The organism is Bradyrhizobium sp. 157 (assembly GCF_023073815.1).
In the GTDB taxonomy this organism is placed as follows: domain Bacteria; phylum Pseudomonadota; class Alphaproteobacteria; order Rhizobiales; family Xanthobacteraceae; genus Bradyrhizobium.
In genome coordinates this window covers 511,075-525,720 of record NZ_JADPKF010000091.1, presented here as the reverse complement: position 1 = coordinate 525,720, position 14,646 = coordinate 511,075, and the positions used below count along the sequence as shown (strand labels likewise).

The window sequence follows — 14,646 nt, the reverse complement described above, 5'->3', positions numbered from 1 at the left end:
GGTACGATTCGCCGGGGGCCTCTCCGGCGAATTTCTTTGCGAATTGCACTGTCTAAAGCGGGCAACCGAATAGGTGGGTTAGTTCGGTTCCCGAATTCCGAGGATCCCCACAAATTTTCCTATTAGCGGGGAATTCGGCTCAGGACTGGCTTCGGCCGGCCGCACGGACCAGCGCTTGCTTGCAAGGTTTCGGTCGCGGGCGCCTGGCACGCCGGCTGCCGATCCCGCATTGGTTTCGGTATGACAGGCTTTACCAGGCCGTCACCGTCAGCTGTTTGCATCAAAAGACCTTCAGGAAGCGCTGCCTGACGCCGCGACAGTGCCGTTCTGGTTGGGGACCGCGTGGCAGTAAAGATGCGAGTGTTGCGCTCCTCGTCCTTCTCACGCATCACCAGCTTTGCGGTGACGGTGTCCCCGAATAGACCGGGCATCGAAAGTGATGCCATATCGGTAGGACACTTCACTTACGGAGTTTTCGTCCATAGCATGCCATCGCACCATACGTGCTCAACCCGTCCCCATTCGCAGGCGGCTGCGGCATCCGGGAAAAACCCACGTCCATGGAGGTTAGCACTCGTATTGCAAAGCAGCGGAATGCCCGTGAGTTTTTCATATTCCACGAGAAGTTCGGCGACTTTGTGCTGAGAGCTCCTGCAAACGGTCTGCAATCGCGCCGATTGGTCGAGATGTACAACAGCAGGGATTTTGTCGCGCCATTCTGCTCGTGTCTGGTGATCGAAAAGCATGTAAGGGTCTGGCGTTCCAGGACTGAAAATATCCGGCGCACGATCCTCCAGGCATATCGGCGCCACCGGCCGGAAGTGTTCGCGAAGTTTGATGTCGTTGAGATAATCCTTCATTCGCGGCGAAGTTGCGGCGGCGAGAATGCTTCTGCTACCTAATGCCCGTGGTCCAAGCTCGGCGCGGCCGGCAAGGAAAATTACAGGCTTGTTGCTGGCGAGAATGGTCGCAAGTTCACGCATACTACACGGCGCGACCTCCCATTCTGGCGGGACATCGCGAGCTTGCAGGGCTGGACCACTATAGACCGACCATTTCAACGGCACGAAGCCCCTGTCCGCCGCCAGTGCAGAGCAAGCGGCGCCAATTGCCGAGCCACTGTCATTCGGAAAGGGCGGCACCCAGACCGCATCGAACAGGCCGCTAGCACGTAGTGCGCTGTTCCATTTGATATTGAGACCACAGCCTCCGGCTATACACAAATTGCGCGGCGGTACACACGAATGCCGCTGCAAAGCGGTCGCCATTTCTTGGAGGAGCAGACGCTCAAGAAAACAATGAAACGATGCGAGCACATCTTCGGGTGCCTTGGCCTTCAACAGGAGAACGCTGGCCTCGAAAAAATCATGCACAGCCCCAAGCGGGGAGCCAGCGCCACGCGAGGCCTTCGCGATGTAACGATGGACAAGCTCAGTGTCGGCCGCAAAGCGCTCCCGATAGAGCTCCTGAAATACCGTGACGATGTCTTCATCAACAGACCCGAGCGCGATGTAGGCCATCAGCTTGCCGGCCACACCGAGGTCCCAGTCGGTACGGTTCACCTGCTTAAAGGGTCCGAAGTGACTGCCCGCGGCAGCATAGACTTGACCAATCATCGGGAATAGGCATCCGAGAAACCGGGCTGCGCGGCGTTCTACATAATAGAGACGTGGAAAGGTGCCGCCGTCACACACCAGGCAGCCGCGGGTTGTCCGGCTTTGGCAAAGGGGCTAGTGCAGTATGCGGATGCCACATGGCCTGTGACGTGCGGATAACTTTTATAACGGAAAACCGTGTCGTCGAGCATCAGGCCAAAGCCGTCGCGCGAAGTGAGAAGGCCTTCGGTATGGCGCTCAAAATACGTCGCCCCTTTTAGAGTGATAGGCGCCGCCCCACTGAGGAACTGCGACTCTACCTCGCCCCACCAGCCGTCTACGGCGAATTGATCGACATCCCGCAAGTCCAGACCGTGCTCCGCCAAAGTGAGAACAACTGCATCGAGCTTGTCGATGCGTTGATACCGCGGATTGTTGCTCCGCTTTTCCTGCTCGACACAGAAGACAAGCCGTCCATCCTCGACCAGAGCGATCGCTCCGTCATGCGTCAGCTTGAGACCGCAGATGCGCATAGTGTCTCCATAGCTAAAGCGGGCAATTCGATTCCTATCGAGTGAATCGGACGCTGAAAGCATGCAAGTAAGCATTCGTTGAATGAGTAATGATTTGGGCCACTGGAATCAGAAGAATCCCTCGCCGTTTCCCAGCTGAATCTCGCGTTCGCAATCAACTTGGCGGGTTTCCAACATAGGCACGTATGTTTTCGGACAGAAGCATGCGTGACGCCCATCAACCGTGAAGCGTTCTCCGAAGTAGGCCGCGAGCCGGATTTTCCGTCTCGGGCTATCTATTCGATTTGTCAGGTCAGGAGTTGAGGTGCCGCAATACGCCGACCATCCATGCATTGATCATCGATAGCTACCGCGTAGACGCCAAACAGGCGAAGGAACCTGGTTTTGCTTTGCAGTAACCTCGGCATCGACCGGTGGTTCGACCGTCTCGTTTCCTCGACGTGGCCCTGAAAGAGCAGGAGCGTCTCGGCTAAGCCAGGCTTAAGCCATCGGTTCGCCGACGTTCGTCAGGCGGCTCTTGTTTCGCTTGCCGAGCGATCAGGCGGTCCACTTGCCCCAGAGTTGCGAACGGAGCGGGCAAGCTTTCCAAAGAGGGTGCCGCATCGCGATAATGCTTCCAGCGAAATTGAACCTCGCCGTCAGCGATGTCGAGCGTGTGGCGTGCGCCTGATGTCGTACCAAGCATGTCCGGTTGATGGCGCCGATGTCGCGAACCCGACAAAGTGTCGCGGCCATTCCAGCGGGCATGCTGGCACGCATGCGGGTTTCACTTTCGTTAAGCAAGCGAGCACCATATTCCACGCGTGGCACGCCGATTGCTGGGATGATGAGCAAAGAGCCGCCGCGGCAAAAGCGGCATGCGATGGCTATTTTCCTTACATTGGAGGGCGAGCCTATGTTTTCCGAGCTTGAAAACCATTCCATAAACCGGGAGGTCGATAGGCTCAATCTTCCAAACTCTCGGATCAAGCACTTCGCGCCGGCTAGCTATGCACAAGCCGGAGAAGACGTCATTTTGGAAGGAATCTTGGCCGCAAGACTCTGGAAAAGCCAAAGATCTTGGGCCAGTGTATTCTATGTCGAGATCGGCGCCAATCACCCCATCTCTACCTCGAATACCTATCTTATGTACCAAAGAGGCGCGCAAGGTATTCTAGTTGAACCCAATCCTGAATTGGGAGCACTGATCCAGACGGCGCGCCCGAGAGACGTTCTCGTGCCGTCCGTTGTCTTGCCCGCTCCGCAGGCGTCTGCCACGCTCTTCATCGGAAACGCCCATGAGCTTTCTTCTGTGGATGAAGCACATGTTAAAAGTTTCGGCGACTTCGACGGCATAGGAGGTATCCGAGAACATATCGAGGTGAGCGCTCTCGGTATCAACGATCTATTGATCCCTTATGCCGACAAGGTCGATTTCTTATCGATCGATTGCGAAGGACTGGATTACGATCTCGTTAAGGCCATTGACTCCGAGCGCATCAAACCTGCCGTCATCCAGTGCGAGCCAAGCGAGCATTTTATAAAGGGCAACAGGGCTCGGATCGTCAATCTGATGGAAGGCAGATCATACCGGCTTGCTGCAATGACTGACATCAACGTCATCTTCGAGCGATTGACCTAATGCAGCCGCCCAAATCAACCGGCTGTCATCAAACACATGCCCAAGCTCTGCCATTGGGTCCAGCCCTCGGTGATATATCTCGAAAATCGGTGGTCCGGGCGGTATCGCCAAACCCCAACACGCTGCCCAATAGCATCGCCGTAACATCCGGGTTGTCGACCATCATGCTCGGATAGCTAGCTAGAGCGTTTCACATTTTTTGACGGAAGCATATTCGGCATTTGCGAAGGTTACTGCATTCGCCGGACTGGATGGCGGTAACGAGATCTCCCATGTGTCGCCGAGGGTCTTCGAGGGGGCTCTTTTGAGCGATGCGCAATCCGGTGTTAATCTTGGCGAATGCCTGTTCGTATCCATTCAACGTAGGCCGCAGGGGTCACCGCCTTAGCAGTCCAGGATTCTCTTTGTAGAGCCTGATAAGCTCGATCAGGTTTTGATTCCAAGTCGGTGAACGCCTGGATGCCGTCTTCTCCGACACCATAGATCCGGATCACGCCCTCTTCGATCTCCCATTTCAATGGCCACGTCCCACAGCCAATCTTCGTCTGCGCCGCGGTCTTGTTGAGTGCGCCAGGCACTTGTGCGCTTGTCCTGTGGATGCCGGATATGAAGCCGGCTCTCACCGCGATGGAGCGCCTCAGAGGCTGTGAATCTTTGCGCCTGATTGGCATCGAGTTCGAGAGGAGAGCGTGATTCGGTGACCGAAGCGATTGCAAGGGGCTGCGATGTCCGGCGATGAACTGTTTCCTGATCTTTCGACCCAGCGGCGAGCCGAAGTGCTTGAGGAGGGGAAGCCGCACCAGCGGGAACCGGTACGCGATCAGATTGAGCTGTGCGCGGTCGATCTGGAGGCCTTTGTAGCTCCGGATCACCCGGCCCGGGTGATCTGGGGTTAGGTCGAGAGGCTTGATCTGCGGGAGTTGCAGGAGGCGATCCGGGCGCGAGCACACGCCGGGCCAAGCGCCTGCGGGCCAGCGGCTTCTGCTGGCGCTGTGGCTTTATGATATGCACGAGTGAGGGTTGGAAGCGCGCTAGCGTTGGCGCGGCTCTGCGAGAACCATGATATCTATCGCTGGCTGCGCGGCGGGGTGGGCGTGAACTATCACGGGCTTGCCGACTTCCGCACCATGCGTCCGGACCTGCTCGATCGGTTGCTGAGCGAGAACGTCGCCAGGGTGATCGAACTTGACGAGGTGGCGCAAGATGGGGTGAGGGCTGTGCGTCGGGGGCACGAATCGTTCCCACGACGCAAGAAGCTGCACAAGGAGCTCAGGAAGGCACAGCGGTCGGTGCAGCGGCCGAGGCAAGAAACAACCGACAGTCTGCATGCCAGCAACCGCCGGATTATGGCAGCCAAGGAGTGCGCCGCGCGGGAACGCGAGACCCGCGTCAAGACAGCGCTCGCGAAGATGACAGAGATCGAGGCGTTGCGCGAACGGCGCGCAAGACCAACAAGAAGGGTCGTGGAATGTCCGAAATTAGACATTGAGGGGTCGCATCGACGGCATGGCCGTCAACTCTGCTTGGCCGAACCGAGCGGTCAAGCCCCGAAGCCGCGCAGCGGCGCGCCGCAGGCGCGGGGCTTGACGGCGAAGGTTCGGACCATGCGATCATCGTCGGCGCCGTGATGTCGGTTGTGATCATTCGCGCGCTGCTCCCGGAAAGCACGCGCCGAACTGGATGGCAAACTGTCCCATTGCGGCGGTCCATTCACTGGTCGGCGCCAATGGACGCCAGCGTTCTTGATGGCGAGATACAAGAGCTTGAGCGCCGCCTCGTCGGTCGGGAAGCTGCCGCGGGTCTTGATGATCTTGCAAAGCGACCGGTGCAGCGCCTCGACCGCATTGGTAACCGGTATGAGATTTCTCGGTGCTAACGTCCGCTGCGGTGTTCTACATCGTGGCGTATGGTGCGACCATCGGGACAGAGGCACCGGGAGCACGAAGTGCGGGCAGGCCGATACACACGATGAGCCGAGAGCTCGTGTTAGTAGCTGGCCGCCTCTGCGACTCGCCCGGTTGCGCCGTGAGCGCGAATCCGTAGTTGTCGTGTCGCCCGCCGCTCCCGCTATAACCAACAGAAGGGAGGACGCGCAGATGCGACGCGTGATTGGTATTGATGTTCACCGAACCTTCGGCGAGGTGGTAATCTGGGAAGACGGCATCCTTCGACATGCCGGTCGGGTCGACATGACCCGGACCGCCCTTGAAGGAATGGGCAAGAGTCTGCGGTCGACCGATGACGTGGTGATCGAGGCGACCGGAAATAGCATGGCGGTGTCGCGGGTGCTGGCGCCATTCGTGGCGCGGGTGATTATCGCCAATCCGTTGCAGGTGAAGGCGATCGCTCAGGCGCACGTCAAGACTGACAAGATCGACGCCGGTACACTCGCCAGCCTGCAGGCAGCAGGCTACCTGCCGCAGATCTGGACGCCTGATGCGGCGACCGAACGCAAGCGCAGGCTGGTGGCGCGGCGCTACCAGGTCGTGCGGCATCGCACGCGGCTCAAGAATGAAGTGCATTCGATCCTGCATGCGCACCTGATCCCAAAGTGCCCGCACGCCGATCTTTTCAACGCCCGCGGCCGGGCGTGGCTGGCCGCTCAACAGTTGCCGGACGATGAGCGCGCAGCGATCGATCGGCACGTTCGTGAGCTTGACCGGCTGGCCGAAGACTTGGCCCTGCTCGACCGCGAGATCGCACAGGACGCCATCGACGATCCCCCGGTCAACAGATTGATGACGATCACCGGCGTGAATCTGGCAGTCGCCGCCGGGATCGTGGCGGCGATCGGCGACATCAGCCGGTTCAGCAGCCCGCAGAAGCTGGTGAGCTATTTCGGGGTGAACCCGCGGGTGCGGCAGTCGGGACTGGGAGTCGCCCATCACGGTCGCATCAGCAAGATCGGCCGTTCTCACGCGCGCGCCATGCTGGTCGAGGCGGCCTGGGCCGCGGCCAAGGCGCCCGGTCCACTGCATGCGTTTTTCGTGCGCATCCGCGCCCGGCGCGGCCATCAGATCGCCGCGGTGGCCATGGCTCGCAAGCTCACTGTGCTCTGCTGGCATTGTTGACGAGGGGCGAAGATTACCTGTGGGCGCGCCCAGCGCTGGTCGCCAACAAGACCCGCGCGATGCAACTTCAAGCCGGACATCCGCAACAGAAAGGCAACCGGCGTGGACCAGCCTATGCCTATAACATCAAGTCGCTGCGCGACCGCGAGATGTTGATTGCCGCCCAGGCAGAGCAAAGCTACGAACGGTTCGTGTCACAATGGAAACCGCGGCGGCCAAAATCCGGGGCGCGGGCGCCTCAGCTCGGCAGGACAAAATAGGCAGTCCGGTGACGCTTGCAGCCGATGCGCTTCGCCACGAGGTCGCCCGCGCCCGACAACCATAATCGCCGCTGACGGCAAGTGCCAGCCAGGAATGCAATCCCGTTCCACACCAGCATGCCGCCGTGCTCGGGCCGGTCAAGGCCAAGCCTTGCGGTGGCCGTAAACGCGGCCAGCCTTGACCGCCCCTGCGCGCGGCGGCTGAGTGATCGGTGGCCGGGACGGAAGAATGACCCGCAGCGCGACCGAACAAAAGAATAGACTTACAGCGGTCCGCAATCGTCGTCTCGGTCTTGAAGAAATCGCTTGTTCATCTCATCCGTCGTGTAGATCATCTTGCGGATGCCTGGCGCGAAAGCGAAGAACCGCACCACGTGCTCCCACGCGTTGCGCCAGATCTGGCCGACGGCGGGATAGCGCTTGCCCATTCGGCCTCGAACTCCGCAAGCCGCACCAGAGCCGCATCGGCGCTCTCGGCCCGATAGATCGCCTTGATCGAGGGCAGAATCGCCTTGCGGTCCTTTCAGGAGACGAAGGCAACCCTGTTCCTGATCAGGTGCACGATGGGGTCGTTGAAGAAGCCCGTTCTTTGGATTGACTCGCGTCCTTGCCAGATGCGGGCGCGCCGCTGGTCGGGCCTCAGGTTGAGGCGATCCTTTGAAAACGGATCCGTTCATTAACGTGGGGAGCGAACACCAGCAAAATGGCGAAGAGCGCTGCGGCCAACCGCTTCAGATTGACAGCAGCGGCAGTCAGGAAAGCTTGGATGCGCATGTTGTCTCTGCCACGACGGATGGCGCGAGCGAGACCGTGCCAAGTCTTGGCTTCGCCATGCACCCCCTCGACTCGCCAACGATGACGCCGATAGAAATGGTGTTCATGATTTCCCCATCTGAGCCTCTTGCGCCGCGCTCGAAGCAACGACGGGTGGTTAATATTGAATACGACCACACGCGCATGGCGGGAGGGGCTCACGCAACGAGGCCGGAGGGGACAGGCCCGACAGTCTTCGCGACTCGCATGGAAGTATTGAAAGGCGCCCCGTTGCAGCTTGCTCTTGGGCCGTAGGATCTTGCCAGTTGGACAGCGCACCAGGTTGTGCTTGGCATCGAGCCTAAAGCGCCGCGTCGGTATGACCTTGCCAGGTTGCCGCTCGGCCTTGGCCGGTACGATGGCATCGATCTGGCGGTCCTCCAACGCCCGAAAACCTTAGCATAGGCGTAGCCTGCATCCATGGTCGCCGTCTTAATAGCGACACCGGTCGTCATGGCGATGGCATCAAGCTGAGCTTCTACGGCCATACCTTCGTTCTCTTCGCCGGTCGTCACCTCGACGTCGACAACGACGCCCTTCACATCATCGACAGCCGTATGTTGTTTGTAGGAGGGTTCGAGACGGCGGTTACGACCGTTCGTCGCCATAGTCGCATCGGGATCGGTCGTGCAGATCTTTTTGTATTTGCCGCTCTGACGGTCTTCCCATTCGAACTCGGATGGATTGGCCGCCTCTATGTCGGCAACATGGCGCACTGCCAAAGCGTCCCAGTCTCACATTCGCGCGGATCAGCGATGCATCGATATGAACGATCTCGCCGGTCGCAATCCTGGCTGCGATGCACGCCTTCACCGTGCGCTTGAAGATGTTGCGAAAGCGCTCGGCACCCCAGCGCTGGCGAATGCGCGTTAGCGACGAGTGGTCGGGCAGCACCTCGTGCAAACCGTAGCCCACGAACCAACGGATCGCGAGATTGACCTGCGCCTCGCGCAGCAGCCGTCGGTCATGGATGATTCCCAGCAGAAAGCCGGCAAGCATAAGCCGAACAGCCACTTCCGGGTCGATCCCAGGGCGTCCGTTATCTGTGCAGTAGAGATCGGCGACCTCGTCACGCAGCCACGAGAGGTCCAACACGCGATCGACGCGAGCGAGGATGTGGTCGTCTGGAACGAGCTGTCGCAACGAACCGGTGATGAACAGCTCCAGCTGATCGCGCTCTTTCCGACCCAGCATCCTGCCCACCTCGCGAATCAAAGAGAACCGGCGAGATCAGTGAATCGACGACCGCAGACTTTTTCAACGACCCCACGATGCAGGTCTGCACCAAGGTTTGCGGGTAGACCGACGTGATCGCCTCAGGCAAGCCCTTCAGTCCGTCGAAGACCGGATGGTCTGGAGCCGGAACGATGAGACCTGCTCGGCGAAGAGGGAGCTTTGCAATGTGTTGGGCGACGCCGGCGATATCGTCCTCGCGAGAACGAACGTTCGGTGCACCAAAATAGTTGGGTCCAAGGAGCCGAAATCCGCTGGAAAGTAGCGTTGAGGTCGGCATAAAAAAACCTGACCTCCGGCTGAACGAGAAGCACCTCGATCCGAATGATGCCGCGGTGAGCCTGAATCGCCGGTCGCCATATTTAGTTTCTTTGTGGCCTTGATGACTCTTTCGGCAAGCTCGGTCCTCACGCCGCCGAGGTCCTTGAGAACCCCCTCGACGGTTGCGGTGCCCACATTCGCCTCGCGCGCAATGTCTCTGATCGTCGGCCCCCTCAAAGCCTGCCTCGGTGTTTGATGGATTTTGATCAGCACGGAACGAGATTGCAAGCAGCGGCTTCGGTATCACTTAAGCTGGCGATTTCGATCTTCGGAAGAGCTGAAATTTGCTGAAGACAATAATGGGAGGGTGGACGACAGGCACGGAATCACGTGCGGGGCCGATCAATGTCCAAGCGACGAGCCTCGCTCCCTATTGAACCCGATTGATTGCTGCCGATAGCTACGAGACTGCGCGTCTTGGAGCTCGGGAGGTGTTGTGCGTCCGCCCGGATGTATCGCTGTCCACAATCGTCGATCGCTTGGCTTGCAAGCCGCAAAGCTGGAGATCTGGAGGACGTCGGAGATGAGTATTGAGCTTACGATAAACAAGAGATCTTATACTGTCGACCTGCCGCCGGATACGCCGCTGCTGTGGGTACTGCGCGATGTGATCGGACTAACGGGTACTAAATATGGGTGCGGCATCGCTCAGTGCGGTGCCTGCACGGTTCACGTAGGCAGCGATGCGGTCCGCTCGTGCATTACGGCCGTCGGTGACGTTGCGAGACCAGTCACCACAATCGAAGGATTGGATGCAGACGGCAATCATCCCGTTCAGCGCGCATGGCGCGAGGAGCAAGTTCCGCAATGCGGCTATTGCCAGGCAGGACAAATTATGCAGGCCGCGGCGCTCCTTGCTGAGATCAAGAACCCCTCCGACCAGCAGATCAGCGATGCAATGGCAGGGAATATTTGCCGCTGCGGCTGCTACCAACGAATCCAGTCTGCGGTTCGCGCAGCGTCAAGAGGGGTCCAACAATGAACATGCATGCGCCGAGATCCTCATCCATTCCTTGCGTGAGAATCGAGAACGTTAGCCGCCGTCAATTCCTTCGCTCGACGGCAGCTGCAGCGTTTGCTCTTGCTGCCGAGATTTCTAGCCTGGAGCCGGGCCTGGCGTACGAAACCGGTGGCGCTCAGATGCCGCATGGGATCGTAAACGATCCGCATGTCTTCGTGTCGATAGATTCGTCGGGCATCATTTCGATTACCGCCCACCGTTCCGAGATGGGCACGGGAATTCGAACTTCACTTCCGATGGTGGTTGCGGAGGAATTAGAGGCCGATTGGTCGAAGGTTCGTATAGTCCAAGCGCTCGCCGATGAGCCGCGGTACGGCAATCAAGACACGGACGGCTCTCGTAGCATGCGTCACTTCTTCCAGCCGATGAGACAGATCGGCGCGGCGATGCGCCAGATGCTGGAGCAAGCGGCGGCGAAACATTGGGGAGTTCTCTTATCAGAGGTTCAAGCTACAAATCACGAGGTGATACATAGCCCGACCGGCCGTAAGCTGGGTTACGGTGAACTCGCGAAAGCTGCGATGGACTTACCGGCCCCACCAGCAGAGTCCCTGAAGTTCAAGCCCGACAATACTTTTCGGTATATGGGCCACGGCAACGTCCCAATCTATGACTTATTCGACATCACTGTTGGGAAGGCGCAGTACGGATACGATGTGCGATTGCCTGGCATGAAATACGCCGTGATCGCTCGTCCTCCCGTTGTCGGCGGGAGAATAAAATCTTTCGATGCAACGGACGCCCTCAAAGTTCCCGGCGTCGAAAAGGTATTGGAGCTCAAGGTTAGCTGGGCGCCGCCTGCCGCATTCTCACCTCTTGGAGGGATCGCGGTGGTGGCCACGAATACGTGGGCGGCCATAAAGGGTCGAGAAGCCTTGAAGCTCGACTGGGAAGACGGCGAAAATGGCGGTTACGATTCCGCCGGGTATCGACGGCAGATGGCCAAAGTCGCGAACAAGCCGGGTCGCGTTGAGCGCAATCAAGGAGATTTCGACAAGGCGTTCGCCGCTGCGTCGAAAGTTCTATCCGCCGAGTATTACGTGCCGCACCTTGCTCAAGCTTCTATGGAGCCGCTGGTTGCGACAGCGACCATTCGCAACGGCGAATGCGAGGTTTGGGCTCCGTTGCAGTCTCCATTTGGCGCGCGCGACGCATTCGCGAAGCTGCTCGAGTTGCCGATTGAGAAGGTAAAAGTGAACATTACTCTTCTCGGCGGCGGCTTTGGCCGAAAGTGTCAATCGGACTTCGCACAAGAAGCCGTACTGCTCTCGAAGGCACTCGATGGCGCGCCTGTCAAACTCGCCTGGACGCGAGAGGACGACCTCCATCATGGCTTCTATCATACCGTCACCTATTCGCGTTTGGACGCAGGCGTTGACTCGTCGGGAAAGGTGATCGCATGGCGGCATCGTTCGGTCGCGCCGACCTTGTTTGCGAATTTCAAGCCTGATCCAAAGCGCGAGCAAGCTGTTGAACTGGGGTTGGGGCTTGCAGATGTCGCGCTGGACATCCCTAACGTGCGCTTCGAAACTGGCGAAGCGGCGGCCCTGACGAGAATTGGCTGGTTCCGGTCGGTCAACAACATACCTCATGCTTTTGCCGTACAGTCCTTCATTGGAGAGATCGCGCAGATTCTGGGGAAGGACCCCAAGGACTTCTTGCTCGAAGCCATCGGGCCCCCACGAAAGCTTGAGCTTGAGAAACTTGGGCTGACCGATCCGCTCTGGAATTACGGTGATCCGTACTCGACTTACCCGATCGATACCGGACGTCTTGCGAACGTGATCAACTTGGCGGCGTCGCGTGCCAACTGGGGGAGATCACTCCCGAAGGGGAGTGGGTACGGAATTGCAGCACACCGCAGTTTTCTGTCGTACGTGGCGACAGTCGTTGAAGTTGCTGTGGATTCTCAAGGAAAGCTCTTCATACCGCGCGTCGAAACCGCGATCGACTGCGGTTTTGCTGTCAACCCTGAACGGATTCGGTCCCAGATTGAGGGTGCAGCGGTCATGGGTCTCAGCAATTTCATCGGCGAGATTTCGTTCGTGAATGGCCGCGCCGAGCAGAGTAATTTTGACAGCTATCCGGTAGCGCGCATCGACAATGCACCGCTAAATGTGCGTGTTCACATCGTTCCCAACGATTCTGACGTGCCCGCGGGTGGTGTCGGAGAGCCAGGAGTGCCGCCTTTTCTGCCGGCGCTTTGCAACGCGATCTTCGCCGCGACGGGCAAGCGAATCCGTTCGCTTCCAGTAGGCGATCAGATTCGAGTCTAGATGACCAGGCATCAATGCTCGATCGCCTCGAACCGCGATTGAGCTCGAACACAATCACCAAAAAGAATTGGCTACTAGAGGAGTGAAAGGATGAAGGTAAGCAGGACTAAAGTTGGAGTTTGGGAAGCCGTCAGGACGATCGTCGGGATCGGCCTAATGGCAGGGGCTCTTGGGAGTGTGGCAGTTGCTTCTGACGAAACGACCGAAAAGCGTCTTCTCAATGCGACGCAGGAAACGAGCAACTGGCTGCATCATCACCGCGATTACACGGCCCAGCGCTATTCACCGCTGAACCAGATCAATCGCAGCACGGTCAAGGGGCTGCACGTCGCGTGGACGATGGCTCTGGGCGGTATCGAAGGTGGCGGTATTTGGAGTCACGGCGGTCTCGAAGGGACCCCGATTGTCGAGAACGGATTCATGTATGTCACCGACGGGTGGGGATCTGTCTACAAAATCGATCTCCACGGCGGGAACGGAAATCTGGTATGGAAAATGGATCCGAAGACCGACCACGACTGGGCCGGTGCCGTTGCTTGTTGCGGTGTTAACAATCGAGGCGCGGCGCTATGGGACAATTTTGTAATCTCTCATACCCTCGATGGGCGCTTGGTTGCGACCAATAAGAACGATGGCAAAGTCGCTTGGGAGCGCAAGGTGGCCGATCCCGACAAGGGCGAAGTAATCACTGGCGCGCCGTTGATCGTCAAGAACATGGCTATTACCGGAGTGGCGGGTGCCGAGTACGGCATCCGCGGCTGGATTGCTGCCACTGACTTGAAATCTCAAAAGGAAGTTTGGCGAACGTATACGATTCCAGCCAAGGGCGAGCCAGGGAACGAGACCTGGAAGGATGATCACGATGCGTGGAAGACGGGTGGGGGATCTACGTGGGTGACCGGATCGTATGATGCCCAAGCCAACTTGGTCTACTGGGGTGTCGGAAATCCTGGGCCGGATTGGGATACGGAATACCGTCCGGGCGACAACCTTTACACTGATAGTACCGTTGCGTTGGATCCGGACACCGGGAAGATCAAATGGCACTTTCAGCACACACCGAATGATCCATTCGACTATGATAGTGTTGCGGAGAGAGTGCTGGTTGACATCCCGTTCAAGGGAAGGCCACGCAAGGTGGCACTACAAGCTGATCGCAACGGCTTCGGTTACGCGCTCGACCGCACCGATGGCTCTTTCCTTTGGGCAACCCCCTTCGTGAAGAAGGTGACGTGGACCAAGGGCATCAACCCCGAGACCGGAAAGCCGATAGAGTATGATCCCAGCAAGTCGGTACAGACCTATGATCCGCAGGTGACGCCGAATCGGAAGAATACGCATATCACCACTTGTCCTGGAAATATGGGTGGCAAGAACTGGCCGCCTACTGCGTACAATCCAGACCTGAAGACCTGGTACATCCCCGTCATCGAGAGCTGCAACGAGGCGGATGTCAAGGAGACCAAACCTGGCGATTGGAAGGCGCGCGAATTCTTCACAGGCGGCGGTCCAGTCACGAAGCTGCCGATAACAGGAAGCGTAACCGCTATTGACGTTACCACCGGTAAGGTCACCGGCAAGCATGAGACCAGGTACCCGATGCTGGGAGGGCTGCTTGCGACGCCCGAGTTGGTGTTCGCTGGCCACCCATCCGGAGAGCTCTACGCTCTCGATGCTAAGACTCTAAACAAGCTATGGGAGTTCAATACGGGTGGCGGCGTCAACGCTCCCCCCATGACGTTCTCGGTCGATGGAAAGCAATATATTGCGATCCTCGTGGGACTGGGCGGCGCCTGGGACAAGTGGAACCTCGATTCCACAAAAGGCTTGGAGAAGATCCCCCCGGGCTCCATGCTGTACGTTTTCAAGCTGTGATCCGCTGTGCGGCGAAGCGCGGCGAAA

The 14,646-nt window shown here is 58.5% G+C and carries 6 protein-coding genes and 6 pseudogenes; 6 read left to right on the top strand and 6 right to left on the bottom strand.

The annotated features are described in order from the left end of the window. Positions 1–464: 464 nt before the first annotated feature. A pseudogene (gene nodU / locus IVA95_RS29225) lies at positions 465–2,128 on the bottom strand (nodulation protein NodU). A 694-nt stretch (positions 2,129–2,822) separates the two neighbouring features. On the opposite strand from nodU, the gene IVA95_RS29220 reads away from it, so the two are divergent. After that, complete coding sequence (locus IVA95_RS29220) at positions 2,823–3,749, top strand: FkbM family methyltransferase (RefSeq protein ID WP_247513604.1); 927 nt, start codon at positions 2,823–2,825, stop codon at positions 3,747–3,749. A 326-nt stretch (positions 3,750–4,075) separates the two neighbouring features. On the opposite strand, the gene IVA95_RS39170 is transcribed toward IVA95_RS29220, so the two are convergent. Next, positions 4,076–4,621, bottom strand: a complete 546-nt coding sequence (locus tag IVA95_RS39170) for a hypothetical protein (RefSeq protein WP_247513696.1) — start codon at positions 4,619–4,621, stop codon at positions 4,076–4,078. Here IVA95_RS39170 and IVA95_RS29210 point away from each other — a divergent pair. Then, positions 4,526–5,197: pseudogene (locus IVA95_RS29210) on the top strand (IS5/IS1182 family transposase); the annotation flags it as partial. The gene IVA95_RS39170 and the pseudogene IVA95_RS29210 sit on opposite strands and share 96 nt — an antisense overlap. A gap of 290 nt (positions 5,198–5,487) precedes the next feature. On the opposite strand, the pseudogene IVA95_RS29205 reads toward IVA95_RS29210, so the two are convergent. Then, positions 5,488–5,622: pseudogene (locus IVA95_RS29205) on the bottom strand (IS256 family transposase); the annotation flags it as partial. Between the two features lie 241 nt (positions 5,623–5,863). Between IVA95_RS29205 and IVA95_RS29200 the strand changes: the two are divergent. After that, a pseudogene (locus tag IVA95_RS29200) lies at positions 5,864–7,080 on the top strand (IS110 family transposase). 263 nt (positions 7,081–7,343) lie between these two features. On the opposite strand, the gene IVA95_RS29195 reads toward IVA95_RS29200, so the two are convergent. From IVA95_RS29195 to IVA95_RS29185, 3 genes and pseudogenes are all read right to left on the bottom strand, one after another. Then, positions 7,344–7,508 carry a transposase gene (locus IVA95_RS29195; RefSeq protein WP_247513603.1) on the bottom strand — a complete coding sequence of 55 codons (165 nt, stop codon included), beginning with the start codon at positions 7,506–7,508 and terminating at the stop codon, positions 7,344–7,346. A gap of 211 nt (positions 7,509–7,719) precedes the next feature. Further along, positions 7,720–9,087: pseudogene (locus IVA95_RS29190) on the bottom strand (IS1182 family transposase). 55 nt (positions 9,088–9,142) lie between these two features. Next, positions 9,143–9,238 (bottom strand): annotated as a pseudogene (locus tag IVA95_RS29185) (transposase); the annotation flags it as partial. Between the two features lie 732 nt (positions 9,239–9,970). On the opposite strand from IVA95_RS29185, the gene IVA95_RS29180 reads away from it, so the two are divergent. The 3 genes from IVA95_RS29180 to IVA95_RS29170 all read left to right on the top strand — a co-directional run bounded on the left by IVA95_RS29180 (position 9,971) and on the right by IVA95_RS29170 (position 14,619). Beyond that, positions 9,971–10,429, top strand: a complete 459-nt coding sequence (locus IVA95_RS29180) for a (2Fe-2S)-binding protein (RefSeq protein ID WP_247513602.1) — start codon at positions 9,971–9,973, stop codon at positions 10,427–10,429. After that, positions 10,426–12,744 (top strand): molybdopterin cofactor-binding domain-containing protein, encoded by a 2,319-nt coding sequence (locus IVA95_RS29175; RefSeq protein WP_247513601.1) that lies wholly within the window; start codon positions 10,426–10,428, stop codon positions 12,742–12,744. Before IVA95_RS29180 ends, IVA95_RS29175 begins: the two co-directional genes overlap by 4 nt. 90 nt (positions 12,745–12,834) lie before the next feature. Further along, a complete protein-coding gene (locus IVA95_RS29170; protein ID WP_346658066.1) occupies positions 12,835–14,619 on the top strand; it encodes a PQQ-dependent dehydrogenase, methanol/ethanol family in 1,785 nt (594 codons plus the stop codon). The last annotated feature ends 27 nt before the right edge of the window (positions 14,620–14,646 follow it).